Raw genomic sequence first — 26,980 nt, 5'->3', positions numbered from 1 at the left:
CCGCTGGCGGCGCTGGTTTTCGGTGGAGCCGCAAGGAGTTGCCGCATGGCTCATGCCAGAAAGACGACACATTCTCGCAAAACATCGGCGCGCAAGAGCACCAGACGCGCCGCACCGAAGCGCTGGTCACAGCGGTGACGAAAGAGAGCGACGCGCTCGACCTCAAACAAGGCGTGTTCAAGCTGACCAGTGCGAAGAAGATCGCGGCTCCGTTGAAGCGCTCGGCCGAGCACAGCGCGCGTCGCAAGACCGGCGCCTACCGCTCGGCGCTGTCGATGCTGACGTTCTACATCAACCGCGCCGGCAAGACGCTGCCGCAGACGCAGCGCACGCGGCTGGAGCGGGCAAAGGTGGAGCTGAAGCGGGCGTTCGGGAGGGAGTGAGCGCCAGGTCGTCCTGGACAAGCGCAGCGCCGATCCAGGACCTATTACCCCAGGGAGCGGTTTGGCGATGACTCGGAGTTGGCAGTTCGCCCGGCAACTCCGCCTTGGGGTAATGGGTCCTGGATCGGCACTGCGCTTGTCCAGGACGACGGCGGAGGCGTGGCGCGAAGGTCGAGCGCTACGCCGCCCGGATATTCCCCATGAAGCGGTCGAGCTCGGCGCGCAGGCGGGTGCTTTCGGACGACAGCGTCTTGGCCGAATGCAGCACCTCTTCCGAGGCCGAGCCGGTTTCGGCGGCGCCGCGGTTGACCTGGCCGATATCGGTGGCGGCGGTCTGAGTACCCTGTGCGACGGTCTGGACGCTGCGCGCGATTTCCTGCGTCGCCGCACCTTGCTGCTCCACCGCGCTCGCAATCGAGGTCGAGATCGACGAGATCTGGCCGATGGTGGCGCCGATCTCCTTGATCGCCGCAACCGACTCGGCCGTGGCGCCTTGCATGCCCGTGATGTGCGAGGAGATCTCGTCGGTGGCCTTCGCGGTCTGGCTCGCGAGCGACTTCACTTCGCTGGCGACCACTGCAAAGCCGCGGCCGGCTTCGCCGGCGCGTGCCGCCTCGATCGTCGCGTTCAGCGCCAGAAGATTGGTCTGCTCGGCGATCGCCGTGATGAGCTTGACGACTTCGCCGATCTGCTGGGCGGCATGCGAGAGCTTGCCGATGCGATTATCGGTCTCCTTTGCCTGCACCACGGCAGCTTCGGCAATGCGACTGGAATCACGGACCTGGCGGCCGATCTCCTCGACCGAGGCCGAGAGCTCTTCGGTCGCGGTCGCGACCGACTGCATGTTGCTGGAGGCCTGCTCGGAGACGTCGGCGACCTGGCTCGACAGGCTCTGGGTGGTCTCGGCGGTGCGGGTCAGCGTCGAGGCCGCCGATTCCAGCTGCACGGCGGAAGCCGAGACGTTGGAGACGATGGCACCGACCGCGCTCTCGAAATCGTCGGCGAAACAGATCAGCTCGGAACGACGGCTTGCGGCCTGCTCCCTGTTCTGAAGTTCGTTGGCGGCGGCGTCGCGCTCGGCCTTGGCCACGGCCTGCACCTTGAATTCTTCGACCGCGCCGGCCATCTCGCCGATCTCGTCCCTGCGGCCGAGGCCCGGCAGCACGACGTCGAAATTGCCCGCGGCAAGCTCGCGCATCGCCTTGCACATCGCGATCATCGGACGCGAAATGCCATTGCCCAGCATCAGGGCGAGCGCAGCGCCGACGGCAAGGCCGCCCAGCGCCATCATCAGCATCAGCCGCTCGGTCTCGCCGATGGTGGCATTGGCGTTGACCTCGATGCGCTGCTGATCCGCCGTCAGCTCCGATCGCAGCTCACCCGAGAGCTTGAGAATGGACGCGGCTGTCTTGGTCATCTCGCCGTTCAGCTTGACGATGACCTTCACGTTCTCGGTGAGCTTTGAAAAAGAGGCGCGGTACTGTTTGAGGAGATTGCTGATCTCGGTGACGCGGTCGGTGATCTTCTGGTCGTTGGCATAGATCGAGACCAGCAGGGTCTCCAGGAATTTGATGCGGGCGGTCACGCCGTCGGCGGTCTTCGGCTCCGGCTTGGCGACGAAGGCGCTGACCGAGGTGGAGACCGCCAGATATTGCGATGTGATATCCTTGGCCGTACCCTGAACCGAGTTCAGGCCCGCCAATGCCGCGGTATCGGCAAGATCGTCGAACTTGAACCGGATCTTGTTGCCGACGCTGTTGAGCTCCTCGGTCGCGATCTTGCCGTTCTCGCGCGTCAACGTGATGATCTCGCCGAACACCTTGGTGAAGCTCTTGAAGTCGGCCTCGAGCCTGCCGACCTGCTCGCGGCGCGCTGCGCCCGTGGTGGCCGCCGCCGACTTGGCGATCGCCGCCCTCAGATTCTCTTCGGCTGCTTTGGCCGCGGTCTCATCATCCGCCGCGCCAGTCAGCGTGTAGGCCCGCGCCAAGCCCTGGTAAGCGATCAGCTCGCGATCGACCGTCCGCGCAAGGTCCGCTTCGGCGACGCTGGAGCGGTAGGAGGCCACGGCGGCCTGAATCCGCTCGAAGCCGAAATACGCGAAAGCCATGCTGACGGCGAGGATGGCGAGCACCGCCACGAAGCCGAGGATGATTTTTGCGCGAAAACGCAAGGTGAGCAGCTTCGATGTGGTCGGCTTCGACTTGACGGGCATTCCCCACCCCATTCCATTCGCGGAAAACCAGGCGCAGCCCGGAAGCAGCCCGCTTCCTGACGCGTGAGCACGGTAAATGGCAAAGGATAAGCTGCGGTAAATTTGTGGCGCCGCAACCGGCGGTTACGTGACGCAGGGTCTCGTCGTCCTGGACAAGCGGAGCGGAGTGCTGATCCCGGACCGATTACCCCGGAGAGCGGTTTGGCGAAGATTCGGGTTTACCGGCCCGCGCCGCAACTTCTCGCTGGGGTAATGGGTCCTGGCTTTCGCCAGGACGACATTGAGCGGAATGCCCCTACGCCGCCCGGATATTCCCCATGAAGCGGTCGAGCTCGGCGCGCAGGCGGGTGCTCTCGGACGACAGCGTCTTGGCCGAGTGCAGCACCTCTTCGGAGGCCGAGCCGGTTTCGGCCGCGCCGCGATTGACCTGGCCGATGTCAGTGGCGGCGGTCTGAGTGCCCTGCGCGACGGTCTGGACGCTGCGCGCGATTTCCTGCGTCGCCGCGCCCTGCTGCTCCACCGCGCTCGCAATCGAGGTCGAGATCGACGAGATCTGGCCGATGGTGGCGCCGATCTCCTTGATCGCCGCAACCGACTCGGCCGTGGCGCCTTGCATGCCCGTGATGTGCGAGGAGATCTCGTCGGTGGCCTTCGCGGTCTGGCTCGCCAGCGACTTCACTTCGCTGGCGACCACTGCAAAGCCGCGGCCGGCTTCGCCGGCGCGTGCCGCCTCGATGGTCGCGTTCAGAGCCAGAAGATTGGTCTGCTCGGCGATCGCCGTGATGAGCTTGACGACTTCGCCGATCTGCTGGGCGGCATGCGAGAGCTTGCCGATGCGATTATCGGTCTCCTTTGCCTGCACCACGGCAGCTTCGGCAATGCGGCTGGAATCGCGGACCTGGCGGCCGATCTCCTCGACCGAGGCCGAGAGCTCTTCGGTCGCGGTCGCCACCGACTGCATGTTGCTGGAGGCCTGCTCGGAGACGTCGGCGACCTGGCTCGACAGGCTCTGGGTGGTCTCGGCGGTGCGGGTCAGCGTCGAGGCCGCCGATTCCAGCTGCACGGCGGAAGCCGAGACGTTGGAGACGATGGCACCAACCGCGCTCTCGAAATCATCGGCGAAACAAATCAGCTCGGAACGGCGGCTTGCGGCCTGCTCCCTGTTCTGAAGTTCGTTGGCGGCGGCATCGCGCTCGGCCTTGGCCACGGCCTGCACCTTGAATTCTTCGACCGCGCCGGCCATCTCGCCGATCTCGTCCTTGCGGCCGAGGCCCGGCAGCACGACGTCGAAATTGCCCGAGGCGAGCTCGCGCATCGCCTTGCACATCGCAATCATCGGACGCGAAATGCCGGTGCCGAGCAGGAAAGCGAGGACCGCGCCGAGCAGCGTACCGCCGACGGCCAGCATCAGCACCAGTTGCTCGGTCTTCCCGATGGTCGCTTCCGATTCGGACTCCAACCGCTGCTGCTCGGCAACGAGGTCCGCCTTCATGGCGGTGGCACCCTGAAGGATCGCGCCGGCCGAGCCGCTCATCTCGGTGACGAGCTCGTCGATCATCTTGGCGTTGGCGATCAGTTTCTCCAGCGATTCCCGATAGGCACCGAGCAATCCCTTGGCGTCCTTCAGGCCGGCGACGATCTTGTCGTCCATGGAATAGACCGCGTTGAGCGAGTTCTCGACGAATTTCAACCGCGCCAGCGCGCTGGTCGCGATCGCCTGGTCGGACGTCAGCACGAAATTGGTCGCCGCCCCGCTCGCGGTCTGGAATTGGGCATTGACCTGCTTGGTCCCGAACTCGATCGCCTGCGCCTCGGAATCGGAGGCATTGTTGCCGATGTCGTCGAGCTTGTATTTCAGGAGGTTGGCGTTGCGCATGAGCTGGTTCTGCACCAGCAGCGCGCTGTCACGCTTGGCCTGGAGGACTTTCGCGAAGGTCGCGGAGAAGTTGGAAAACTCCTTGGCGAGCTTGTCCAGACTTTCCTGCCGCGCCGGCTTCTTGGCGCTCTTGACCGCCTGGTCGATGGCGCTCTTCAGGCCGGTCTCCGCGTCCAGCGCCGTCTTGGCGTCGTCCTCCTTGCCGGTGACGACGAAATATCTGACGGCCGAGCGATAGGCGAGCAGCTCCCGGTCGATGTTACGGGCGAGATCGGCCTCGGTGACACTGGTGCGGTAGGACCCGACCCCGGACGAGACCCGCTCGAAGCCAAAATAGGAGAAGGCCATACTGCCGGCGGAGATCACCAGCACCGCGGCAAAGCCCAGAATGATCTTGGCGCGGAACCTGAGGGTCGGCATTATTGTGCGCTTCGACGACGACGCGATACGCCCGGACATTCCCACCCCCATTTTCATTCAGCCGAGATCCGGTGGCGCCCCGCCCCTGACCTGGCTGCGCAAAACTAAGGCAGAATCGATAAGGGGCGGTAAATTCGGTGCGTCCGCAGAGCTTCCGGCTCTATCGGCCAAGGCGGACTGCAAAGGCGAGCCGGATAGGGATATAGAGGCTGGCATCCCAGCTGGCGCCCCGGAGCCGCAACCCGATCCGGCCGACTCGCCCCCCAAACCAATGTTGGGCATTCTGGATCAATGACTTTTCCATGACGCGGGCGGCCAAAATCGTAGTTGCAAAGTTCCGGGTCGCTGTCTCTAATTAGAAACAATCAAAATCGATCCCGGGAGGACTTCAACCGTGTCTACAGTCAAACTGACGGTGAACGGCAAGGCCGTTGCTGTCGACGTCGAGGACCGCACGCTGCTGGTTCAGCTGCTGCGCGACCACCTCAACCTCACCGGAACCCATGTCGGCTGCGACACCAGCCAGTGCGGCGCCTGCGTCGTCCATATGGACGGCAAGGCGATCAAATCCTGCACCATGCTGGCAGGACAGGCCGACGGCGCCAGAATCACCACGATCGAAGGCATCGCCAAGGGCGACGAGCTGCACCCGATGCAGGCGGCCTTCCGCGACAATCACGGCCTGCAGTGCGGCTATTGCACGCCGGGCATGATCATGTCGGCGATCGACATCGTGCACCGCTATGGTGGCCAGCTCGACGAGGCCACCGTCCGCCACGAGCTCGAAGGCAATATCTGCCGCTGCACTGGGTACCACAACATCGTCAAAGCCGTGCTGGATGCGGCAGGCCGCATGAAGGTCTCGCAGGCGGCCGAGTAAGCGGCCCGCCTCGAAATAAGAACGATCGCCGCCGCTTTCGAGGGAAAGCGCGGTCAAGACAAATTCCGGTCGGGAGGACCAGACATGGGCGTTGAAGGCATTGGCGCGAGCGTCGTGCGCAAGGAAGACAAGCGTTTCATTACCGGCAAGGGCCGCTACGTCGACGACATCAAATTGCAGGGCATGACCCATGCCCATTTCATCCGCAGCCCGCACGCGCATGCCAAGGTGAAGGGGATCGATCCCGCCGAGGCGCTGAAGATGCCGGGCGTGGTCGCTGTGCTGACCGGTCAGCAAATCGTCGACGACAAGGTCGGTAACCTGATCTGCGGCTGGGCCATCACCTCCAAGGACGGCAGCCCGATGAAGATGGGCGCATGGCCGGCAATGGCGCCGGAGACCGTGCGCTTCGTCGGTCAGGCCGTCGCAGTCGTGATCGCCGAGACCAAGAATCTCGCACGCGACGCGGCCGAAGCCGTGGTCGTGAACTATGAAGAGCTGCCCGCGGTCGCCGACGTCCACGCCGCGATCAAGTCCGGCGCGCCGCAGCTGCATCCCGAAGCTCCCGGCAACCAGGTTTATGACTGGGTGATCGGCGACGAGGGCGCCACCGATGCCGCCTTCGCCAAGGCCGCCAACGTGGTGAAGCTCGACGTCACCAACAACCGTCTCGCGCCGAACGCGATGGAGCCGCGCGCGGCAATTGCCGATTACGATTCGGCGGAAGAGCATTTCACGCTCTACACCACGTCGCAGAATCCGCACGTCGCCCGCCTCGTGCTGTCGGCGTTCTACAACATCGCACCCGAGCACAAGCTGCGCGTGATCGCACCCGACGTCGGCGGCGGCTTCGGCTCCAAGATCTTCATCTATCCCGAAGAGATGGTGGCGCTGTGGGCCTCGAAGAAGGTCGGCCGTCCCGTGAAATGGACCGGCGACCGCACCGAAGCCTTCCTCACCGATGCGCATGGCCGCGACCACGTCACCCACGCCGAGATGGCGTTCGACGCCAACAACAAGATCACCGGATTGAAGGTGAAGACCTACGCCAATTTCGGCGCCTACATGTCGCTGTTCTCGTCGTCGGTGCCGACCTATCTCTACGCGACGCTGCTGTCGGGCCAGTACAACATCCCGGCGATCCATGCCGAGGTGGTCGGGGTCTACACCAACACCACGCCGGTCGACGCCTATCGCGGCGCCGGCCGCCCCGAGGCGAGCTATCTGATCGAACGTCTGATGGAGACGGCGGCGCGGCAGTTGAAGGTCGATCCGGCCGCGCTGCGCCGGACCAACTTCATCACCCATTTCCCGCACCAGACGCCGGTGATCATGGCCTATGACACCGGCGATTTTAACGCCTCGCTCGACGCCGCGATGAAAGCGATCGACTATGCCGGCTTTGCCGGGCGCAAGGCCAAGGCGAAGGCCGACGGCAAGCTGCGCGGCATCGGCGTGTCCTGCTACATCGAGGCCTGCGGCATCGCGCCGTCGAAGGCCGTCGGCAGCCTGGGCGCCGGCGTCGGTCTTTGGGAGTCCGCCGAAGTCCGCGTCAACCCGGTCGGCACCATCGAGGTCCTGACGGGATCACACAGCCACGGCCAGGGTCACGAGACCACGTTCTGCCAGCTCGTAGCCGAACGCCTCGGCGTTCCCATCAGTCAGGTCTCGATCGTCCATGGCGACACCGACAAGGTGCAGTTCGGCATGGGCACCTATGGCTCGCGCTCGGCCGCCGTCGGCCTCACCGCGATCCTGAAGGCCATGGAGAAGATGGAATCCAAGGCCAAGAAGATCGCCGCGCATGCGCTGGAAGCCTCGGAAGGCGACATCGTCATCGAGAACGGCGAGTTCAAGGTCGCCGGCACCGACAAGGCGATCGCCTTCCCGATGGTCGCACTCGCGGCCTATACCGCGCACAATCTGCCCGACGGGATGGAGCCGGGCCTGAAGGAGAGCGCCTTCTACGACCCGACCAACTTCACCTTTCCGGCCGGCACATACATCTGCGAGCTCGAGGTCGATCCCGGTACGGGCAAGACCTCCTTCGTCAACTTCGTTGCGGCCGACGATTTCGGCCGTTTGATCAACCCGATGATCGTCGAGGGCCAGGTCCATGGCGGTCTTGTGCAAGGCATCGGACAAGCGTTGCTCGAGCACGCGATCTACGACGCCAACGGGCAGCCGGTCACGGCCTCGTTCATGGACTACGCCATGCCGCGCGCCGACGACGTTCCCTCGTTCAACCTCTCCCACACCACGACGCTGTGCCCGGGCAATCCGCTCGGCATCAAGGGTTGCGGTGAGGCCGGTGCGATCGGGGCGTCAGCGGCCGTGATCAATGCGATCACGGATGCGATCGGCAAGAACAATCTGGAAATGCCCGCAACCCCGGACAGGGTGTGGCGCACGATCCACGCGGCTTAAGGGAGGAACGAAGATGTACCAGACCGTTTATCATCGCGCGTCCTCGGTTGACGAAGCCGTCAGCCTGTTCTCCAAGAGCAGCGAAGCCAAGTTCCTCGCCGGCGGCCAGACGCTGCTGCCGGTGATGAAGCAACGCCTCGCCAGTCCGTCCGACGTCATCGACCTCGGCAAGATCAAGGAGCTGCAGGGCGTCGAGCTCTCGGGCGACGTGCTGACCATCAAGGCCGGCACGACCTATTTCGACATCATGCAGAATGCCGACGTGAAGAAGGCGATTCCCGCAATTGCCTATCTCACTTCGGTGCTCGGCGACCCCGCCGTGCGCTATCGCGGCACGATCGGCGGCTCGATCGCCAACAACGATCCCGCCGCGGATTTTCCCGCCGCACTGCTCGCGCTCGGCGCCACCGTGAAGACCAACAGGCGGTCGATTACGGCGGATGACTTTTTCCAGGGCATGTTCACGACCGCGCTGGAGGACGGCGAGCTCATCACCGCCGTGTCGTTCCCGGTTCCGGCGAAGGCTGGCTACGAAAAGATGCGCCATCCTGCGTCTCGCTTTGCGCTGACCGGCGTGTTCGTCGCGCAGACGAAGTCGGGCGAGGTTCGGGTGGCCGCCACCGGCGCCTCGCAAAGCGGCGTGATGCGGGTCCCGGCCATCGAAACGGCGCTGAAGGCGAACTGGTCACCGTCGGCGATCGACGGCGTGAGCATTTCGGCGAGCAATCTGCTGGCCGACATCCACGGCACGGCGGAGTACCGCGCCAACCTGATCAAGGTGATGGCGCAGCGCGCGGTGGCTGCCGCTCGCTGACCATCGGGCCTTAGCGCCTCGACGCAATTTTCCACGGCGCGCACTTCGGTGCGCGCCGTTTTATTTTAGCCACGCGACATGAAAACCGCTTGCCTCACTGGCGTGAAGGCGAGAAAAGTTAATCGGCCAATTAACTCGCCCCGCAGAGGAACGCCTTGGCGCTTGCCGACCATCGGCAATATGCGCCTTGGATCCGAGGAAACAAACACGTGCTCGATCAATCAGCCCAAAACTCCTCCGTCCGCACCTCCGGCCCGCTGTCGGGCTTCCGCATCGTTGAATTCGCCGGCATTGGACCGGGCCCGTTTGCCTGCATGATGCTGGCCGACATGGGCGCCGAAATCGTCACGCTCGATCGGGTCGGCGCCAGGAAGAACATGAAGTCGGTCGCAGGCCGCGGCCGCAAGGTGGTCGAGCTCGACCTCAAGGACCAGGCGGCGATCGCGGAGGTACTCGATCTGCTTGCGAATGCCGACGCGCTGGTCGAGGGTTTCCGTCCCGGCGTGATGGAGCGGCTCGGTCTCGGGCCTGACGTGGTGCTCGCGCGCAATCCAAAGCTGGTCTACGGCCGCATGACCGGCTGGGGCCAGCAAGGCCCGCTCGCCAATGCCGCCGGCCACGACATCAACTACATCTCCATCACCGGCGCGCTCGCCGCGATCGGCACGAAGGAAGCGCCGGTGCCGCCGCTCAACCTCGTCGGCGATTTCGGCGGCGGCGCGCTCTATCTCGTGGTCGGCGTGCTCGCGGCGCTGCTGGAGGCCTCGCGGTCAGGCAAGGGCCAGGTCGTCGATGCCGCGATGTGCGACGGCGCGGCATCGCTGATGTCGTTCTTCTTCGACATGACCACGCTCGGCCGCTGGACCGAAGGCCGCAACGAGAACTTTCTCGACGGCGGCGCACATTTCTACGGCGTCTACGAATGCGCCTGCGGCCATTTCGTCTCGATCGGCTCGATCGAGCCGCAATTCTACGCGCTGCTGCGCGAGCACGCCGGCCTGACCGACCCCGATTTCGATGCGCAGATGGACCGCAAGGCTTGGCCCGCGCTGAAGGAAAAACTGAAGACGGTGTTCAAGAGCAAGACGCGCGAGGACTGGTGCAAGATTATGGAAGGCACCGACATCTGCTTCGCGCCGGTGCTGACCATGTCGGAAGCGACCGAGCATCCGCACATGGTCGCCCGCAACGTCTTCGTCGAGCGCCACGGCGTGAAGCAGCCGGCGCCGGCGCCGCGCTTTTCGCGGACTCCATCGGCGGTGCGCGAGCCGGAAGTGGCGGAGATCGGCGCGGTGACCAAAGCCTGGAAGGCGGAGCGTTAAGTCCTCCGCTGTCGCATCACACTCCGGGTCGTCCTGGCCTAGTGCGCAATTGCGCACGGGGGCCAAGACCCATAGCCACCAACGCGGTTTGACGAAGACTCGGAGTTACCAGTTCGCCCAATGACCGCTCCCTGGGGTAATTGGTCCTGGCTTTCGCCAGGACGACGGCGGCACTTAATGCCACCGCGTTCCAGACAACGGCCGCCTACGCCGCATCCACCTTCAGCACCCCGCGCCGGATCTGGTCCTCCTCGATCGATTCGAACAGCGCCTTGAAATTGCCTTCGCCGAAACCGTCGTCGCCCTTGCGCTGGATGAACTCGAAGAAGATCGGGCCGATCGCGTTGGCCGAGAAGATCTGCAGCAGCACCTTGGTCTGGCCGCCGTCGACCACGCCTTCGCCGTCGATCAGGATGCCGTTCTTCTGCAGCCGCGCGATGTCCTCGCCATGCTTCGGCAACCGCGCGTCGATCCGCTCGAAATAGGTCGCGGGCGGCGCTGGCATGAAGGGCAGACCGGCCTCGCGCAAGTCCTCGATGGTGCGGTAGATGTCGCGGCAGCCGCAGGCGATGTGCTGGATGCCCTCGCCGCGATAGATATTGAGATATTCCTCGATCTGCCCGGAATCGCCGGCGTCCTCGTTGATCGGAATCCGGATCTTGCCGTCGGGGCTGGTCAGCGCGCGCGAGAACAGGCCCGAGGCGCGGCCCTCGATGTCGAAGAAGCGGATCTGGCGGAAATTGAAGAGCTTCTCGTAGAAGCCCGTCCACACGTCCATGCGGCCGCGGTGGACGTTGTGGGTGAGGTGATCGAGATAGAACAGGCCGGCGCCGGCAGGACGCGGATCGCGCGCACCCAGCCATTCGAACTCGCTGTCATAGGCCGATCCCTTGGCGCCATAGCGATCAGCGAAATAGAGCAGGCTGCCGCCGATGCCCTTGATCGCGGGGACGTCGAGCGTCTTCTGCGCGGAGGACGCATCGGCAGGTTCGGCACCGAGCGAAATCGCGCGGTCATAGGCCTTCTTCGCATCGACGACGCGAAACGCCATCGACGGCGCACAGGGGCCGTGCGCGGCGACGAAATCGTGACCCTGGGTGCCGGGCTCCTCGTTGACGAGGTAATTGATGTCGCCCTGGCGATAAACCGTGATCTTCTTCGTTCTGTGCCGCGCGACGGGCACATAGCCCATCAGCTTGAACAAGGCGTGCAGCTCTTGCGGATTGGGATGCGCATATTCGACGAACTCGAACCCGTCGGTGCCCATCGGATTCTCGGCGCTGATCGTGGCCGGCGGTGCATCGTGCGGAAACGGACCCATGGTGTTCTCCCAAATTGCTGCTGAGAGGAACTATCCTTCATGGGACGCGCAAGGGGCGTGCAAATGAGACGGCTTTTGATTAACATATGCACAGTTTGTGCATGAAGTGGGTGAAACGCGCATGACTTTGGTGGATGCCTTCGACCTCAAGATCCTGGGCGCGCTCCAGGACGACGGCCGTCTCACCAACCAGGAGCTCGCCGACCTCGCCGGGCTCTCGGCCTCGCAATGCTCGCGGCGACGGATGCGGCTGGAAGAGGAGAAGGTCATTGCGGGCTATCATGCCGATCTCTCCAGCGAGGCGCTCGGCTTCGGCGTGGTCGCCTTCATCCAGGTGACGCTGGCGACCCACTCGCCGGACAATTCCAAGCGGTTTCGGACTCTGGTCAACCGCATCGACGAGATCCAGGAGGCCTACTCGCTGACAGGCGACGCCGACTACGTGCTCAAGGCCGTGCTGCACGACCTCAAGGGCCTCTCCAACCTCGTCAACGACGTGCTGATGCCGCACCAGAGCGTCGCGCATGTGCGCTCCTCGATCGTGCTCGACAGGCTGAAGGAAAGCACGCGTCTGCCGCTGAAGGAAATCAAGCCCGGCTGAAATCGAGGGAAATCCGGCATTCGCGCTGCGCGCGCGATCTGCGATGATCCCGGCCAATCTGCGGAGATTGAGCCATGGCCCTCCAGCTTCGACCGAACTGCGAATATTGCGACCGCGATCTGCCCCCGAACGCAACCGATGCGCGGATCTGTTCCTATGAATGCACGTTCTGTGCGGACTGCGTGGAGACGGAACTCTCCAACGTCTGCCCGAACTGCGGCGGCGGTTTTGCGCCGCGCCCGATCAGGCCCACGCAGGAATGGCGACCGGGCGTGTGCACGACCAACCAGGCGCCGTCGGACAAGCGGGTGCATCTGAAGTACAGTCTGGAGGACGTCGCGACGCATTGCGCGCGGTTACGTGAGGTGCCGCCGGAGAAGCGGTAGACTCTCACCATGTCATTGCGAGGAGCCCTTGCGACGAAGCAATCCAGACTGCCACTGCGGAAAGACTCTGGATTGCTTCGCTACGCTCGCAATGACGGAGAATGTGGATAGAGGTCGCATCGCTTCCCAGCAATCACTCCGCCGGCAAAATCGTCCCCTCGACCTCGCCAAAACCAACGCGATAGCCTTCGCCCTGGCACCAGCCGCGCATGACGAGGCTGTCGCCGTCTTCCAGGAACGACCGCTTGGCGCCGCCGGGCAATTCGATCGGCTCGGTGCCGTTCCAGCTGATCTCCAGCAGGCTGCCGCGCTGGTTCTTCTCCGGACCGGAAATGGTGCCGCTGCCGAGGAGATCGCCGACATTCATGGCGCAGCCGGAGGAGGCGTGGTGCATCAGCTGCTGCACCGACGACCAGTACATGTATTTGAAATTGGTGCGGCTGATGCCGGCGGGCGCGTTGGCGCCGGCGGCGCGCAAGGAGACGTCGAGTTCGAGATCGTAGTTCTGCGGCTTGCCCTGCTTGAGGTAGTCGAGCGGCACCGGCTCCTGCTGCGGCCCGTTGAGGCGGAATGGCTCCAGCGCCTCGCGCGTCACCACCCACGGACTGATCGAGGTCGCGAACGCCTTGGCGAGGAACGGCCCGAGCGGCACATATTCCCATTGCTGGATATCGCGCGCGCTCCAGTCGTTGAGCAGCACGAAGCCGAAGATCATCTCCTCGGCTTGCGGCTCCGTGAGCATGCCGCCCATTGGCGACGGCTGGCCGACCACCACGCCCATCTCCAGCTCGAAATCGAGCCGCTTGCACGGTCCGAAGCTCGGCGCCTCCACATTCGGCGGCTTGAGCTGCCCGCGCGGGCGCTTCACCTTCGTGCCGGAGACCACGACAGTCGAGGCACGGCCGTTGTAAGCGATCGGCATATGCAGCCAATTCGGCTGCAGTGCATTGTCCTTGCCACGGAACATGACGCCGACATTGGTGGCGTGTTCTTTCGACGAATAGAAATCGGTGTAGCCGGAGACCGCAAACGGCAGATGCAATCTTGCGTCGCGTATCGGCACCAAGGCCTGCTTGCGCAACTCCTCGTTGTCGCGCAGCTCGGGATGATCGGCGCGCAGGAGTTCGCTGATCCGCGCCCGCGTCTTCGTCCAGACCTTTGGCCCCAAGGCCATGAAAGCATTGAGCGACGGCGTCGAGAACACGCCGAGCGGCCCCACGTCGAGCCGCGAGTCCTGCTCAAGCTCCCAGAGATCGAGCACATAGTCGCCGATCGCCACGCCGACGCGCGGCGTCGGATTGGCCGCGGTCGAGAACACACCATAAGGCAGGTTCTGGATCGGAAAATCGGAGGCGGGATCGACGCCGATGAAGGAGCGGAGGCTGGGGTCGTTGGGATGGGGCATCACTTGGCTCGGTCTTTCCCTTCTCCCCTTGTGGGAGAAGGTGGCGCGAAGCGCCGGATGAGGGGTATCTGTCCGCGAGTCCGAAGGAGAGGTTCACGCGCGGATAGAACCCCTCACCCGTCTCGCCGCTATGCGGCGAGCCACCCTCTCCCACAAGGGGAGAGGGTAAGAAGCTTACGGCTTGCTCGGATCGAACCGCTTCGCGAGGCCCTTCCAGCAATCCGCGTAGTCATGCTGCAACGTCGCGGAATTCGCGGCGTGCGCGGTGACGCGCTGCGCGTAGCGGGTCTCGAACATGAAGGCCATGGTGCCGGTCAGCTTGACCGGCTTCAGCTCGCCGTTGCTGGCGTGCTCGAAGGCATCGCGATCGGGGCCGTGCGGCAGCATGCAATTGTGCAAACTCATGCCGCCCGGCACAAAACCTTGCGGCTTGGCGTCGTAGACGCCGTAGATCAGGCCCATGAACTCGCTCATGATGTTCATGTGATACCACGGCGGGCGGAAGGTGTTGTCGGCGACCATCCAGCGCTCGGGGAAGATCACGAAGTCGATATTCGCCGTGCCCGCGGTCTCCGACGGCGAGGTCAGCACGGTGAAGATCGAGGGATCGGGATGATCGAAGCCGATCGCGCCGACCGGCGAGAAGGTGCGCAGATCATATTTATACGGCGCATAATTGCCGTGCCAGGCGACGACGTCGATCGGCGAGTGGGGCAACTGCGTCCTGAACAACGATCCGCCCCATTTCACGTAAAGCTCGGTCGGTGTGTCCTTGTCCTCGTAGTGCGCGACCGGCGTCAGGAAGTCGCGGGCATTGGCGAGGCAGTTGGCGCCGATCGGTCCGCGCTCCGGCAGCGTGAAGGCGCCGCCGTAGTTTTCGCAGAGATAGCCACGCGCCGGTCCGCTCGGAATCTCCACCCGGAACTTGACGCCGCGCGGGATCACCACGATCTCGCCGGGCTCGGCGTCGATGCGGCCGAACTCCGTGACGATGCGAAGATTGCCCTGCTGCAGCACGAACATCAGCTCGCCGTCGGCATTGTAGAAGTGCTGGTCCACCATCGATTTGGTGATGAGATAGACGTGGGCGGCCATGCCGGCCTGGGTGTTGACGTCACCGGCGGTGGTCATGGTCTGCACGCCCTGAAGGAAGGTCATGTCCTCCTTCGGGATCGGCGCCGGATCCCAGCGCAATTGCGCGATCGGCAGGTCGTTTTCGTGGCACGGTGCCGAACGCCACAGGCCGCCGTCGACCTTCTCGAAACGACCCGAGTGTTTCACCGACGGGCGAATGCGATAGAGCCATGAGCGCTCGTTGCTGCCGCGCGGCGCCGTGAAGGGCGAGCCGGAGAGCTGCTCGGCATAGAGGCCGTAGGCACAGCGCTGCGGCGAGTTGCGTCCGATCGGCAGCGCGCCCGGCAGCGCTTCGGTCTCGAAACTGTTGCCGAAGCCGGACATGTAGCCCGGCGTGACCTGGGCCGTGCTGCGAATGATCTGATCGGGCGAGGTGTTGATGTTCATGATGATCCTCCTCCTTGCAGGGCGGCCCACATCTCCTGGTCGCGCTTGTCGGTCCAGATCACGGGGTCGTCGATCCCCGACGCCTCGTCATAGGCGCGAGATACGTTGAACGGCAGACAGTGCTCGTAGATGGCGAAGCTCGAAAATTTCGGATCCATGACCTCGCGCGTCGCGGCCATCGATTCCTTCAGCGTGCGGCCCTTGGCGACCGAGATTTCGGCGGCGCCGTAGAGCGAGGTGACGAAGTCGCGCGTCATCGCGATGGCTTCGCGCACCGTGGCGACACCCTTCAACGCATCGCCGCGGCCCGGCGCGATCGCCTTGGGATTGAAGTTGCGGATCTCGTTCAGCGTCAGCGGCCATTCGCGCAGGTGTGCGTCGCCACAATAGCAGGCCGAGTGGTATTCGATCAGGTCACCGGAGAACATCACCTCGGCATCCGGCACCCAGGCGACGAGGTCGCCCGAGGTATGGCCGGCGCCAAGCTGCATCAGGCGTACCTCGCGCTTGCCGAGATAGATCGACATCTCGCCTTCGAAGGTCAGCGTCGGCCAGGTCAGGCCGGGTATGCTCGATGCGTCCTGAAACAGGCGCGGGAAGCGGCCGTACTCGGAATCCCAATCCTGCTGGCCACGCTCCTCGATGAGGCGATAGGTCTCCTGCGAGGCGACGATGCCCTGCGCCTTGTAGGCGGAGGCGCCGAGCACGCGCACGGCGTGATAATGCGACAGCACGACATATTTGATCGGTTTGTCGGTGACGGCACGGACGCGCTCGATCACCTTGTTGGCCATCGCCGGCGTCGATTGCGCGTCGAACACCAGGCAGCCGTCGTCGCCGACGATGATCGCGGTGTTCGGATCGCCCTCCGCGGTGAAGGCGTAGAGATCGGTGCCAATCTCGGAGAAGGTGATCTTCTTCTCGGAGAGGTCGCCGGTGGATGCGAAGTTCTTCGCCATCAATTCATCCTTCAAGTCTTTGGGGCTATTGTTGTTGCTGTTGCTGCTGCTGGCCGTCGATCATGCGCCGCTTGGCGAGGAGAATCGCCTCCCGCAGCACGACGATATCGCCGATATGGTTGGCGAGGATCAGCACCAGCGCCGCGTCGAAGTCCGCGCTCTGCTCGTCGGTGAAGCCACGATGCGCCTCCACAATGGCGCGAAAGGCGTCGTCGGGTCGCGCGAAGTTGGAGCTGGTGGAGAGCGGCATGCGAATCCTCAATTCAAGCAAATTCTTGATTCAAGCCCTGCGCCCGTGACAGCGCTGCCGCGACGCCAGCGCGCGTGGGGTGGCGGAAGCGCGCCGCAACGTAACCGTCCGGCCTTAATAGGTAGGCTGAGCCTGGTTCCGCATCATAGCGCTTTGCAGTGAGCCCTGCCGGATCTGCGAGCCCGTCCTCACCGCCGATGCAGATGTCCTTCACACCAACAGGCGCATCGATCGCCGCGCCGTTGCCGAACGACAGCAAGGTGAAGTCTGTTCCACCCTTGCGGAATGCATCCGTCAAATAGGCTTGCTCGCCCGCGCGCGTCGTAACGGGAGCATCGAGCATCGAACAACCCGGGAGCGGGCCACCGCGCCACGCATCCGCATCCGGCGATGACAGCGGCGAGTCATAGCTGCACGGCACCGAGAGCCGCCCGCCATTGACCATGCGCTTGCCGAATTCCGTTTCCTTGGCCAGCGACAGCACCGCCTTGCGCAGCCGCGCTTCCTGATGCGAGTTCGGCGCCATGAAATCGGTCGAGCGGGTGGATTCGCGGATGTTCTCGTCGGCCGCCAGACTGCGCTCGACGTGATAGCTCTCGAGCAGGCTCGCGGGTGAGGCGCCGCGCAGCACGCGGTCGAGCTTCCAGGAGAGATTCTCGGCGTCCTCGAGTCCCGAATTGGCGCCGCGCGCGCCGAAGGGCGAGACCTGGTGCGCGGAATCGCCTGCAAAGATCACGCGGCCATGGACGAAGCGATCCATCCGCCGGCACTGGAATTTGTAAAGCGAGATCCACTCGAACTCGAACTTGTCGTGGCCGAGCATGCGCGCAATCCGCGGCCGCACGTTCTCGGGCTTCTTCTCGACGACGGGGTCGGCATAACGATTGAGCTGAAGGTCGATGCGCCAGACATCGTCGGGCTGTCGGTGCAGCAGCGCCGAACGTCCCGCATGAAACGGCGGATCGAACCAGAACCAGCGCTCGGTCGGGAATTCCGCGGTCATCTTGACGTCGGCGATCAGGAACTGGTCCTCGAACACCTGTCCGGCGAAGTCCGCGCCCACCATCTGCCGCAGCGACGAGCGCGCGCCGTCGCAGGCGACGACATATTGCGCGTGCAGGCGATAGGCGCCCTCCGGCGTCTCGATCGTCAGCGCGACGGAATCGTTGCGGCTCTCCAGCGCCGTCACCTTGTTGCGCCAGCGCAAATTGATCTCGGGCAGCTCGCTGATGCGGTCGACCAGATAGGCTTCGGCGTAATATTGCTGGAGATTGATGAAGGCCGGCCGCTTGTGACCGTCCTCCGGCAGTAGATTGAACTGGTAGAGCTGCTGCTCGCCGTGGAAGATGCGGCCGACGCTCCAGACCACGCCCTTGTCGACCATGCGGTCGCCGACGCCGAGCCGGTCCCAATATTCCAGCGAGCGTTTCGAGAAGCAGATCGCGCGGGAGCCCTCTCCGATGCGGTCGGCGTCATCCAGAAGAACGACGCGCTGGCCGCGTTGGGCAAGGTCGATCGCAAGCGACAGCCCGACCGGGCCAGCGCCCACGATCACCACGGGATGCTCGGCCGCGCTCTGGCCGGGACGATCCTGATCGGGGTGGCGGCGATAGCCGAACTGGGTTTTGGCCTGATGCGTATTGGCCTTCGCCATGCGCTAACCTCGGCTCTGGTCAGGAGAGGCCTGATCTGCTAATAGTCTCACGTGCAACTATTTTGGACCGGAGCCGGCCGGCCGTCAACTGGAATTCGGAGCGCTCTCCTTGGCGAGGACATCCAGCGACATCGCGCTGAAGACACGCGAGGCCGATGAGGCTTCACCGCGGCCAAAAACACGGCTCGACCTGTTCAGGTTCGTGCCGTTCCGCCTCAACCGGCTCGCCGCGGAGGTGAGTTCCGCACTCGCCGTCGAATATCAGGAGCGTCACGGCCTCGACATCCCCGCCTGGCGCGTGATCGCGACGCTCGGCTTCCGCAACGATGCCTGCAGCGCGCAGTACGTCGCGCAATGCACCCGCACGCACAAATCCACGATCAGCCGCGCGGTGACCATGTTGCTGCATCAGGGTTTGATCGAGCGCGTCGAGAACGAAGCCGACCGCCGCGAATTCCGTCTGCGACTGACCAGGAAAGGCCGCACGCTCTACGAGGAGCTGTTTCCGCAATTGCTGCGGCGGGAAGACGAGATCCTCGCCTGCCTCACCGCGCAGGAGCGCAAACAGCTATCGACGCTGCTCGGCAAGATCGAACAGAGCCTCGATTTGATCCAGACCAGCGAAGAGGCCGACGCCAAGCAGGCGTATTGATCACTTCGCAAATGATCGCGACGGCGGCAAATGCAGCGCCCAGACATCGACCTTGTCGCTGGCGCGCGGATAGATCTCCGTCACGATCGGATCATGGCCGGGAATGAACCGGTCAGGATGGCCGGCGAGGCGCTCGATGGTCTCCCAGCCAACCGCCATGTCGCCGACATTGTAGACGATCGGGAATGGGCTTCTGCGCTGGAGATTGGCGTAATAATGCGCGGCATCGGACGCCAGCACCACCGGTCCGCGCGCGGTCTCGACTCTGACCACCTGCAAGCCGTCCGAATGGCCGCCGACGCGGTGCAAGGTGACGCCGGGCGCGACCTCGCCGTCGCCGGAATAGAAATTGACGCGCTCGCCATAGACATGGCGGACCATCTGGGTGACGTGCTCGACTGAGAACGGATGTCGCAGCAGTCCGTTGCACATGCAGCGCCCCGTCGCGTAGGCCATCTCGCGCTCCTGGAGATGGAAGCGGGCGTTCGGGAAGCGGTCGAGATTGCCGGCATGGTCGTAATGCAGATGCGTCACGATGATGTCGCGAATGCTCGCTGCCGCGACACCAAAGCGCTCCAGCGCGTCGACCGGATTGAGCGTCAGCTTGCGCGCCCGCGCGGACGCTTCCTCGGCATTGAAGCCGGTATCGACCAGGATGTCGCGGCCGTTGCCGCGGATCAGCCAGACGAAATAGTCGAGATCCTGCGCCGCGCTGTCATGCGGGTCGGGCGCGAGGAAGTTCATGTGGGGCGTGCGCGGCGACATCGTCGCATAGCGCAGTGCGTAGATTTCGTAGGCGTTTCCCATGGTTTTGATCTTGCTCTTTTTGTGGATGCACCTTCAGCGGCGATCGACCGCACCAAGCCATCGTCCACCGCAAAGGTCAAACACCGCAGGTTGAAGGAGGCCCGTCCGCAATGTGAGACCAATCACATTGTTGTCGCCATGGCTGCCCTAATTTGCAGCCGCAATGACAACCAGCATGACAACCAGAATGCATCGCGTGCGATCATGACCGCCCGTTTATTCCCCCGCAACATGCCCATGCGTCGCGGTCAATTGTCGCGATAGCGCCGAATCCGCAAGCGGTTGACGCCCCCCTCCCCCGGTTTGATAATGCACATTGCGTAAGTTAAGGTCGCCGCGGCGCAAGCTGGAAACGGCGCCTTTTTGGCTGGATCGCGCTAATTATGAAAATTCGCCTGCTTTTCGTTCTATCCTTGCTCGTGTCGCTCATCCCGACCGCTCCGTCACTTGCGGCCGGCGATCGCTTTGCGCTGGTCATCGGCAATGCCAAATATCCGGACGCCGACGCTCCCCTGAAGGAACCGCTCAACGACGCGCGCGACGTCGCCGACGAGCTCAAGCGCGACGGCTTTTCCGTCGAGATCGGTGAGAACCTGACCGGCGACGGCATGCGCCGCGCCTTCGACAAGCTCTACGGCAAGATCAAGCCGGGGTCGGTGGCACTGGTGTTCTTCAGCGGCTTCGGCATCCAGTCCGCGCGGCAGAGCTATTTGCTGCCGATCGATGCGCAGATCTGGACCGAATCCGACGTGCGGCGCGACGGCATCAGCCTCGAAACCGTGCTCGGCGAGCTCAACACCCGCGGCGCCGGCGTCAAGATCGCGCTGGTCGATGCCTCCAGGCGCAACCCGTTCGAGCGCCGGTTCCGCAGCTTCTCGGCCGGCCTCACGCCCGTCATCGCGCCGAACGGCACGCTGGTGATGTATTCGGCGGCACTGGCCTCGGTGGTCTCGACGCCGGCGGCGAGCACAGCCTGTTCGTCCAGGAACTCCTCAAGGAAATCCGCGTCCCCGACCTGATGGCCGAGGAGACGCTGAACCGCACCAAGATGGGCGTCACCCGCGCCTCCCGGGGCGAGCAGGTGCCGTGGATATCCTCGTCGCTGGCCGAGGATTTCTCCTTCATTCCAGGGGCCGGCGGGTCGCGCCCGACCACCACGCCGCCACCTGCGCCTCCCCCGCCGCCGGTCGTCGCCAACAACCCGCCGCCGACTCCACCCGCACCTTCACCGCCTCCGCCGCCGAAACCGGCCGAGACGGTGGCTGCGCCCGCTCCGTCACCGAAGCCGCAGGTCGAGGCTGCCTTGCCGCCGGCACCGCCGCCGCCTCCGCCTGTGATTCCGGCCGATCCCGCCACCGCTCCGACCATGGAGAGCGGGCCGAGTGCGGCCGCCCTGGCCGAGGACCCCACCATCAAGGGGCTGACCGCCAAGATCGCGGCCAATCCGGATGACGTGAACGCGCTTTACCGGCGCGGTCAGGTCTATGCCAGCAAGGGCGCCTACAGCCTGGCCATCAAGGATTTTGACGAGACGCTCCGGATCAACCCGAAGGACGTCGAGGCGCTGAACAATCGCTGCTGGACCCGCACCGTGGTCGGCGACCTCCAGGGCGCGCTGAAGGATTGCAACGAGGCCCTGCGGCTGCGACCGAACTTCGTCGACGCGCTGGACAGCCGGGGGCTCGTCAATCTGAAATCGGGGGCGGTCAAGAACGCCATCGCCGATTTCGAGGCCGCCCTGAGGATCAATCCGCGCTTGACCTCCTCGCTGTTCGGACGCGGGATCGCCAAGCAGCGCAACGGCTCGGCCCAAGAGGGCGCGCTCGACATCGCCAATGCCAAGGCGATGGACCCGAACATTGTTCAGGAATTCGCAAGCTACGGAGTGCGTTGATATTTTTTTGAATCGGGGCCGATGTGCCTCGAACCCGCGACGGCCCGGCGAAGACTAATCGAACGGATGCCGCAGGCCGTCCTTTCGGGGGGCTTATTGCAGGATTTTCGAACCGCACCAGCTGGCTGCGCAGGAGGGACTGGCTATGAGATTGGCTGCAAAGGGACTTACCGCAATCCTGTCCATCATCACCGTCGGCGCCGCGCTGTCGCTGACGATCCCGCTGGCATTCGCAGCCGACGACGGCAACAGCAAGAACGTCACCGAGGACGAGATCGTCCGCGCGCTGGCGCCGCCGCCGAAGAAGCCGCTGACCCGCGGCCTCTCGATCGCTCCGCAGGCCGATCCCGCACCGAGTGCCACGGAGACCAAGCTGATCCAGTCCGTGCGCGGCCGCTCGACACGGTCGCTGTCGTCGACCGAGCGTGAAGAAATCGCGTCGGCGGCCAAGGACAAGCCGAACATCGATCTGGAAATCACGTTCGACTACAACTCGGCCAATATCAGCGCCAAATCGCTTGCCTCGGTCCAGGCGCTCGGCCGCGCGCTGACCAGCCCCGACCTGAAAGGCTCGACCTTCGTGGTCGCCGGCCATACTGACGCCGCCGGAAGCGAGAGCTATAATCAGGATCTGTCGGAGCGCCGCGCGGATTCGATCAAGCGCTATTTGGTCGACAAATACAGCATCTCCGCGACCGACCTCGTCACGGTCGGCTACGGCAAGAGCAAGCTGAAGGACCCGGCCCAGCCGATGGCGGAAGTCAATCGTCGCGTGCAGGTCGTCAACATGGAAAACAAGACTACCGCATCGAAGTGACCACGACGTAATCCTTTGAAGTGACAAGTCGTGATGTGGTGTAAAGTCTCGCTTCCAGTGCGCGTCCCGCAGCCTTGCGGGACGCTGCTTTATTTCAGGGAAACGCTCTCCATGGGCCGCGCGCGGATGGCCGTGAGCCAGGCCAGGACGATCCGGCAATGAACCTCTCCCAATATCTCAAGCCAGCCGGAACGGTGATCTTCGTCGTCGCGCTCGGCGTCGGCTATTATCTGTTCGAGCACCGGCACCGCGCCGAGCCCAAGGAAACGCCGAGCGAGGCGCTGGTCATCGTGACCAAGTCGACCAATGCCTGCTTCTCCGACCTGGTCCGGGTGACCGGCTTCTTCGTGCCGCGCCGCGAAGCCGTGGTCGTCGCCGACCAGGAGGGATCCAGGGTCACCGACCTCTTCGTCACCGAAGGCACCCTCGTCACCGACAATCAGGAGCTGGCGCGCCTGACCGCACCGCCCCAGATTCCGGGCCAGCCGCCGCGGCCCGGCCCGCAAGGTCCGGTCTCGCTGAAGGCCTCTGCGCCGGGCCTCGTCACCGAGGTCCGCACCATCGTCGGCGCGCCGGCCTCGCCGCAGGCCGGCCCGATGTTCCGTATCGCCGTCAACAACGAGATCGAGCTGGACGCGCAGGTGCCCGCGGTGCACATGGCCAAGCTCAGCTCCGGCGCGACCGTGCGCATCAGCCGCGACGACGCGCCCGATTTGATCGGGCGGGTCAGGCTAGTCGCGCCCGAAATCGATCGCGCCACCCAGCTCGGCCGCGTGCGCATCAGCGTCACCAACAATCCCTCGCTGAAAGTCGGCGTGTTCGCCCGCGCCTCGATCGACGCCAAGCGAAGCTGCGGCGTCGCGGTTCCCAAGACCGCGATCGACCATCTCACCGTGCAGGTCGTCAAGAGCAACATTGTCGAGACGCGCAAGGTACGGGTCGGGCTGTCTTCGGACAGCGCGACGGAAATCCTGGAAGGCCTCAATGTCGGCGAGATCGTCGTCGCCGACGCCGGCTCTTCGCTGCATGACGGCGACCAGATCAAGACCATGTTCGCTGATGAACTCGATCGCACGCGGGTACGCTGATGGCTCTCAATATCTCGGCATGGTCGATCCGCAATCCGCTGCCGTCGGTCGTATTTTCCATCATCCTCCTGATCCTCGGCTGGGTGTCCTTCACCAAGCTCGCGGTGACGCGGCTACCCTCGGCCGACATTCCCGTGATCTCGGTCGCGGTATCGCAGTTCGGCGCGGCACCCGCCGAGCTCGAATCCCAGGTCACCAAGACGGTTGAAGACGCCGTCTCCGGTGTCGAAGGGGTCAGGCACATCACCTCGCAGATCACCGACGGCCTGTCGGTGACGACAATCCAGTTCGCGCTGGAAACCAACACCGACCGCGCGCTCAACGACGTCAAGGACGCGGTGACGCGCGTGCGCTCGAACCTGCCGCAGAACGTCACCGAGCCGCTGATCCAGCGCGTCGATGTCATCGGCCTGCCGATCGTCACCTATGCCGCGATCTCGCCCGGCAAGACGCCGGAGCAGCTCTCCTATTTCGTCGACGACGTGGTCAAGCGCGCGCTGCAAGGCGTGCGCGGCGTCGCCCAGGTCGAGCGCATCGGCGGTGTCGAGCGCGAGATCCTGGTCTCGCTCGATCCCGACCGTCTGCAGTCGATGGGGCTGACGGCCGTCAACGTCAGCCAGAGCCTGCGCGGCACCAATGTCGACGTCGCCGGCGGCCGCGCCGAGATCGGCAAGAACGACCAGGCGATCCGCACCCTCGCCGGCGCCAAGACGCTGAGCGATCTCGCCGGCACCATGATTCCGCTGTTCGGCGGCGGCGAGGTCCGGCTCGACGATCTCGGCACCGTCACCGACACCATCGCAGACCGCCGTACCTTCGCCCGCTTCAACGGCGAGCCGATCGTCGCGCTCGGCATCAAGCGCTCCAAGGGTGCCAGCGACGTGAAGGTCGCCGAGGCCGTGCAGAAGCGCATCGACACGCTCAAGGCCACTTATCCCGACGTCGACCTGAAGGTGATCGACACCTCGGTCGAATATACCAATGGCAATTACCACGCGGCGATCTCGACCCTGTTCGAAGGCGCCATCCTCGCCGTCGTCATCGTGCTGTTGTTCCTGCGCGACCTGCGCGCCACCATCATCGCCGCGATCTCGCTGCCGTTGTCGATCTTCCCGGCATTCTGGGCGATGGACCTGCTCGGCTTCTCGCTCAACCTCGTCAGCTTCCTCGCCATCACGCTGTCGACGGGTATTCTGGTCGACGACGCCATCGTCGAGATCGAGAACATCGTCAGGCACATGAACATGGGCAAGTCGCCCTATCGTGCCGCCCTGGAAGCCGCCGACGAGATCGGCCTCGCGGTGATCGCGATCTCGCTGACGATCATCGCAATCTTCGCGCCCGCGAGCTTCATGTCGGGCATCGCCGGACAGTTCTTCAAGCAGTTCGGCATCACCGTCTCGGTACAGGTGTTCTTCTCGCTGCTCGCGGCGCGCTTCGTCACGCCGGTGCTCGCCGCCTACTTCCTCAAACATAGCAATCACCAAGAGCCGCCGCCCGGCCGCGTGCTGCGGTCCTATCACAGGCTCGTGGCCTGGTCGGTGAAGCACTATTTCATTACGGTGCTGGTCGGCTTCGGCGTCTTCGCCGCCTCGATCTGGAGCATTACGCTGCTGCCGCAGGGTTTCCTGCCGGCGCAGGACAGCTCGCGCTCGTTGGTTGCGCTCGAGCTGCCGCCGGGCACGCAGCTCGCCTACACCGAAAAAGTCACCGAAGACATCGTGGCGCGCCTGCGCAAGCGGCCCGAGGTGAAGAGCATCTTCGTCGACGGCGGCCGCGTTCCACCGGGGACCCAGGAAGTCCGGCGCGCCGCCTTGATCATCAATTACACGCCCAAGGACAGCCGCGACATCACCCAGCGCGAGCTCGAATTCTCGATCAGCCAGGAGCTGGAGAACATTCCAGACATCCGCTTCTGGTTCCTCGACGAGAACGGCCTGCGCGCCATCTCGCTGGTCGTGACCGGCGCAGACGCCAACATCGTCAACAACGTCGCCAGCGAACTCGCGACGCAGATGAAGCGGATTCCCACCATCTCCAACGTGATCTCGGAAACCACGCTGGAGCGGCCCGAGCTGCGCGTCGAACCGCGCGCCGATCTCGCCGCACGGCTCGGCGTCTCGACCGAAAGCCTATCGCAGACCATCCGCGTCGCCACCATCGGCGACGTCGGCCCCGCGCTTGCCAAGTTCGACGTTGGCGACCGTCTGGTGCCGATCCGAGTGCAGCTCGAGGATGCCGCGCGCGGCAATCTGAAGACGCTCGAACAGTTGCGCGTGCCGCTCGGCGAGCACGGCGAGAAGGGCGGCGTGCCGCTGTCCGTCATCGCCGACGTCAAGCTCGACCAGGGTCCGACCAGCATCAACCGTTACGATCGCGAGCGACAGGCGACCGTCGCGGCCGATCTCGTCGGCTCCGCCGCGCTCGGCGACGCCACCAAGAAGATCTACGATCTGCCGGTCATGAAGAGCCGACCGAAGGGCGTGAAGGTCTCCCCCTCCGGCGACGCCGAAAGCCTGAACGAACTGTCCGAAGGCTTTGCCACCGCGATCACGGCGGGCCTGATGATGGTCTACGCCGTTCTGGTGCTGCTGTTCGGCACCTTCCTGCAGCCGATCACCATTCTGTTCTCGCTGCCGCTCTCGATCGGCGGCGCGATCGCGGCCCTGCTGATCACCGGCAAGCAGCTCACGACACCGGTGTGGATCGGCATCCTGATGCTGATGGGTATCGTCACCAAGAACGCGATCATGCTGGTGGAATTCGCCATCGAATCCATTCACGCCGGCACACCGCGCGAAGAAGCCATGATCGACGCAGGCATGAAACGCGCTCGCCCGATCGTGATGACCACGATCGCGATGGCCGCGGGCATGATGCCCAGCGCGCTCGCGGTCGGCGCGGGCGGCGAGTTCCGCTCGCCGATGGCGCTCGCGGTGATCGGTGGCCTGATCTTCTCGACCATCCTGTCGCTGGTGTTCGTGCCCGCGATGTTCATGGTGATGGACGATCTCGGCGCCCTGATCTGGCGCTTCGCCAAGCGGCTGGTCGTGCACAGCGAAGATGCGGAGGGCGCAAGTCATCACGGAGCTGCGCCGGCCGAAGCGAGGCCGCGGCCGAAGAACATCGTGCACCCTGCGGCGGAGTAGATGTGCACCAGCGTCAAGCACACGAGGCAGTTCAGCGAGCGCCATCCGAGAACCCGACATAGCGGAGGATCGTCTTCGCTACCAGGCATTCAGACGTACCGGTCGTGCTGTGCCGATCGAGGTCGTTAAAGCGTGGGTCGCG

General features: G+C 64.3%; 19 protein-coding genes and 2 pseudogenes. 12 read left to right on the top strand and 9 right to left on the bottom strand.

What is annotated here, in order from left to right; genetic code table 11:
- The first annotated feature begins 45 nt into the window (after positions 1–45).
- A pseudogene (locus AB3L03_RS19105) lies at positions 46–383 on the top strand (DUF3175 domain-containing protein).
- Between the two features lie 178 nt (positions 384–561).
- Here AB3L03_RS19105 and AB3L03_RS19100 read toward each other — a convergent pair.
- Together AB3L03_RS19100 and AB3L03_RS19095 are read right to left on the bottom strand one after the other, a co-directional pair.
- Positions 562–2,595 carry a methyl-accepting chemotaxis protein gene (locus AB3L03_RS19100; RefSeq protein WP_368506876.1) on the bottom strand — a complete coding sequence of 678 codons (2,034 nt, stop codon included), beginning with the start codon at positions 2,593–2,595 and terminating at the stop codon, positions 562–564.
- A 295-nt stretch (positions 2,596–2,890) separates the two neighbouring features.
- Complete coding sequence (locus AB3L03_RS19095; RefSeq protein WP_368506875.1) at positions 2,891–4,930, bottom strand: methyl-accepting chemotaxis protein; 2,040 nt, start codon at positions 4,928–4,930, stop codon at positions 2,891–2,893.
- Between the two features lie 355 nt (positions 4,931–5,285).
- Here AB3L03_RS19095 and AB3L03_RS19090 point away from each other — a divergent pair, with 355 nt between their 5' ends.
- The 4 genes from AB3L03_RS19090 (at position 5,286) to AB3L03_RS19075 (ending at position 10,334) form a co-directional block, all read left to right on the top strand.
- The gene (locus AB3L03_RS19090) at positions 5,286–5,771 is read left to right on the top strand and encodes a (2Fe-2S)-binding protein (protein ID WP_085348891.1); all 486 of its coding nucleotides are present in this window, start codon (positions 5,286–5,288) and stop codon (positions 5,769–5,771) included.
- A gap of 84 nt (positions 5,772–5,855) precedes the next feature.
- The gene (locus AB3L03_RS19085) at positions 5,856–8,198 is read left to right on the top strand and encodes a xanthine dehydrogenase family protein molybdopterin-binding subunit (RefSeq protein ID WP_204512816.1); all 2,343 of its coding nucleotides are present in this window, start codon (positions 5,856–5,858) and stop codon (positions 8,196–8,198) included.
- Between the two features lie 13 nt (positions 8,199–8,211).
- Positions 8,212–9,012 carry a xanthine dehydrogenase family protein subunit M gene (locus AB3L03_RS19080; RefSeq protein ID WP_204512817.1) on the top strand — a complete coding sequence of 267 codons (801 nt, stop codon included), beginning with the start codon at positions 8,212–8,214 and terminating at the stop codon, positions 9,010–9,012.
- Between the two features lie 209 nt (positions 9,013–9,221).
- Positions 9,222–10,334, top strand: coding sequence for a CaiB/BaiF CoA-transferase family protein (locus AB3L03_RS19075; RefSeq protein ID WP_026233200.1), 1,113 nt, complete (start codon positions 9,222–9,224; stop codon positions 10,332–10,334).
- A gap of 205 nt (positions 10,335–10,539) precedes the next feature.
- On the opposite strand, the gene hppD is transcribed toward AB3L03_RS19075, so the two are convergent.
- Positions 10,540–11,655 (bottom strand): 4-hydroxyphenylpyruvate dioxygenase, encoded by a 1,116-nt coding sequence (gene hppD, locus AB3L03_RS19070; RefSeq protein ID WP_018456583.1) that lies wholly within the window; start codon positions 11,653–11,655, stop codon positions 10,540–10,542.
- Between the two features lie 121 nt (positions 11,656–11,776).
- On the opposite strand from hppD, the gene AB3L03_RS19065 reads away from it, so the two are divergent.
- Positions 11,777–12,256 (top strand): Lrp/AsnC family transcriptional regulator, encoded by a 480-nt coding sequence (locus tag AB3L03_RS19065; RefSeq protein ID WP_018456584.1) that lies wholly within the window; start codon positions 11,777–11,779, stop codon positions 12,254–12,256.
- A gap of 74 nt (positions 12,257–12,330) precedes the next feature.
- The gene (locus AB3L03_RS19060; RefSeq protein ID WP_204512818.1) at positions 12,331–12,642 is read left to right on the top strand and encodes a DUF1272 domain-containing protein; all 312 of its coding nucleotides are present in this window, start codon (positions 12,331–12,333) and stop codon (positions 12,640–12,642) included.
- A gap of 133 nt (positions 12,643–12,775) precedes the next feature.
- Here the strand turns inward: AB3L03_RS19060 and fahA are convergent, their stop codons facing one another.
- From fahA to AB3L03_RS19035, 5 genes are all read right to left on the bottom strand, one after another.
- Positions 12,776–14,047 carry a fumarylacetoacetase gene (gene fahA / locus AB3L03_RS19055; protein WP_026233201.1) on the bottom strand — a complete coding sequence of 424 codons (1,272 nt, stop codon included), beginning with the start codon at positions 14,045–14,047 and terminating at the stop codon, positions 12,776–12,778.
- A 174-nt stretch (positions 14,048–14,221) separates the two neighbouring features.
- Entirely contained in the window at positions 14,222–15,568 is a 1,347-nt protein-coding gene (gene hmgA / locus AB3L03_RS19050) for a homogentisate 1,2-dioxygenase (protein ID WP_018456587.1), read from the bottom strand.
- Positions 15,565–16,527, bottom strand: coding sequence for an MBL fold metallo-hydrolase (locus AB3L03_RS19045; protein ID WP_368506874.1), 963 nt, complete (start codon positions 16,525–16,527; stop codon positions 15,565–15,567). Before AB3L03_RS19045 ends, hmgA begins: the two co-directional genes overlap by 4 nt.
- A 25-nt stretch (positions 16,528–16,552) precedes the next feature.
- The gene (locus AB3L03_RS19040) at positions 16,553–16,777 is read right to left on the bottom strand and encodes a DUF2783 domain-containing protein (protein WP_018456589.1); all 225 of its coding nucleotides are present in this window, start codon (positions 16,775–16,777) and stop codon (positions 16,553–16,555) included.
- Positions 16,778–16,790: 13 nt separating this feature from the next.
- The gene (locus AB3L03_RS19035; RefSeq protein WP_368506873.1) at positions 16,791–18,431 is read right to left on the bottom strand and encodes an FAD-dependent oxidoreductase; all 1,641 of its coding nucleotides are present in this window, start codon (positions 18,429–18,431) and stop codon (positions 16,791–16,793) included.
- A 109-nt stretch (positions 18,432–18,540) separates the two neighbouring features.
- On the opposite strand from AB3L03_RS19035, the gene AB3L03_RS19030 reads away from it, so the two are divergent.
- Entirely contained in the window at positions 18,541–19,083 is a 543-nt protein-coding gene (locus tag AB3L03_RS19030; RefSeq protein WP_018456591.1) for a MarR family winged helix-turn-helix transcriptional regulator, read from the top strand.
- Here the strand turns inward: AB3L03_RS19030 and AB3L03_RS19025 are convergent, their stop codons facing one another.
- A complete protein-coding gene (locus AB3L03_RS19025) occupies positions 19,084–19,890 on the bottom strand; it encodes an N-acyl homoserine lactonase family protein (RefSeq protein ID WP_085348882.1) in 807 nt (268 codons plus the stop codon).
- 383 nt (positions 19,891–20,273) lie between these two features.
- Between AB3L03_RS19025 and AB3L03_RS19020 the strand changes: the two are divergent.
- The 4 genes and pseudogenes from AB3L03_RS19020 (at position 20,274) to AB3L03_RS19005 (ending at position 26,838) form a co-directional block, all read left to right on the top strand.
- Positions 20,274–21,784, top strand: a pseudogene (locus AB3L03_RS19020) (caspase family protein).
- A gap of 145 nt (positions 21,785–21,929) precedes the next feature.
- A complete protein-coding gene (locus tag AB3L03_RS19015) occupies positions 21,930–22,601 on the top strand; it encodes an OmpA family protein (protein ID WP_026233202.1) in 672 nt (223 codons plus the stop codon).
- Positions 22,602–22,759: 158 nt separating this feature from the next.
- Entirely contained in the window at positions 22,760–23,689 is a 930-nt protein-coding gene (locus AB3L03_RS19010) for an efflux RND transporter periplasmic adaptor subunit (protein ID WP_018456595.1), read from the top strand.
- Entirely contained in the window at positions 23,689–26,838 is a 3,150-nt protein-coding gene (locus AB3L03_RS19005) for an efflux RND transporter permease subunit (protein WP_018456596.1), read from the top strand. Before AB3L03_RS19010 ends, AB3L03_RS19005 begins: the two co-directional genes overlap by 1 nt.
- The last annotated feature ends 142 nt before the right edge of the window (positions 26,839–26,980 follow it).

The organism is Bradyrhizobium lupini, from assembly GCF_040939785.1.
In the GTDB taxonomy this organism is placed as follows: domain Bacteria; phylum Pseudomonadota; class Alphaproteobacteria; order Rhizobiales; family Xanthobacteraceae; genus Bradyrhizobium; species Bradyrhizobium canariense_D.
The sequence above is the reverse complement of the archived record's forward strand: the minus strand, read 5'-3'. Positions and strand labels throughout refer to the sequence as shown.

What these genes read in the sequence shown, in the direction of transcription:
- AB3L03_RS19100 (WP_368506876.1), bottom strand. Translation starts at nt 2,595, where the DNA reads ATGCCCGTCAAGTCGAAGCCGACCACATCGAAGCTGCTCACCTTGCGT.
- AB3L03_RS19095 (WP_368506875.1), bottom strand. Translation starts at nt 4,930, where the DNA reads ATGTCCGGGCGTATCGCGTCGTCGTCGAAGCGCACAATAATGCCGACC.
- AB3L03_RS19085 (WP_204512816.1), top strand. Translation starts at nt 5,856, where the DNA reads ATGGGCGTTGAAGGCATTGGCGCGAGCGTCGTGCGCAAGGAAGACAAG.
- AB3L03_RS19080 (WP_204512817.1), top strand. Translation starts at nt 8,212, where the DNA reads ATGTACCAGACCGTTTATCATCGCGCGTCCTCGGTTGACGAAGCCGTC.
- hppD (WP_018456583.1), bottom strand. Translation starts at nt 11,655, where the DNA reads ATGGGTCCGTTTCCGCACGATGCACCGCCGGCCACGATCAGCGCCGAG.
- AB3L03_RS19065 (WP_018456584.1), top strand. Translation starts at nt 11,777, where the DNA reads ATGACTTTGGTGGATGCCTTCGACCTCAAGATCCTGGGCGCGCTCCAG.
- AB3L03_RS19060 (WP_204512818.1), top strand. Translation starts at nt 12,331, where the DNA reads ATGGCCCTCCAGCTTCGACCGAACTGCGAATATTGCGACCGCGATCTG.
- fahA (WP_026233201.1), bottom strand. Translation starts at nt 14,047, where the DNA reads ATGCCCCATCCCAACGACCCCAGCCTCCGCTCCTTCATCGGCGTCGAT.
- hmgA (WP_018456587.1), bottom strand. Translation starts at nt 15,568, where the DNA reads ATGAACATCAACACCTCGCCCGATCAGATCATTCGCAGCACGGCCCAG.
- AB3L03_RS19045 (WP_368506874.1), bottom strand. Translation starts at nt 16,527, where the DNA reads ATGGCGAAGAACTTCGCATCCACCGGCGACCTCTCCGAGAAGAAGATC.
- AB3L03_RS19040 (WP_018456589.1), bottom strand. Translation starts at nt 16,777, where the DNA reads ATGCCGCTCTCCACCAGCTCCAACTTCGCGCGACCCGACGACGCCTTT.
- AB3L03_RS19035 (WP_368506873.1), bottom strand. Translation starts at nt 18,431, where the DNA reads ATGGCGAAGGCCAATACGCATCAGGCCAAAACCCAGTTCGGCTATCGC.
- AB3L03_RS19025 (WP_085348882.1), bottom strand. Translation starts at nt 19,890, where the DNA reads ATGGGAAACGCCTACGAAATCTACGCACTGCGCTATGCGACGATGTCG.
- AB3L03_RS19015 (WP_026233202.1), top strand. Translation starts at nt 21,930, where the DNA reads ATGAGATTGGCTGCAAAGGGACTTACCGCAATCCTGTCCATCATCACC.
- AB3L03_RS19010 (WP_018456595.1), top strand. Translation starts at nt 22,760, where the DNA reads ATGAACCTCTCCCAATATCTCAAGCCAGCCGGAACGGTGATCTTCGTC.
- AB3L03_RS19005 (WP_018456596.1), top strand. Translation starts at nt 23,689, where the DNA reads ATGGCTCTCAATATCTCGGCATGGTCGATCCGCAATCCGCTGCCGTCG.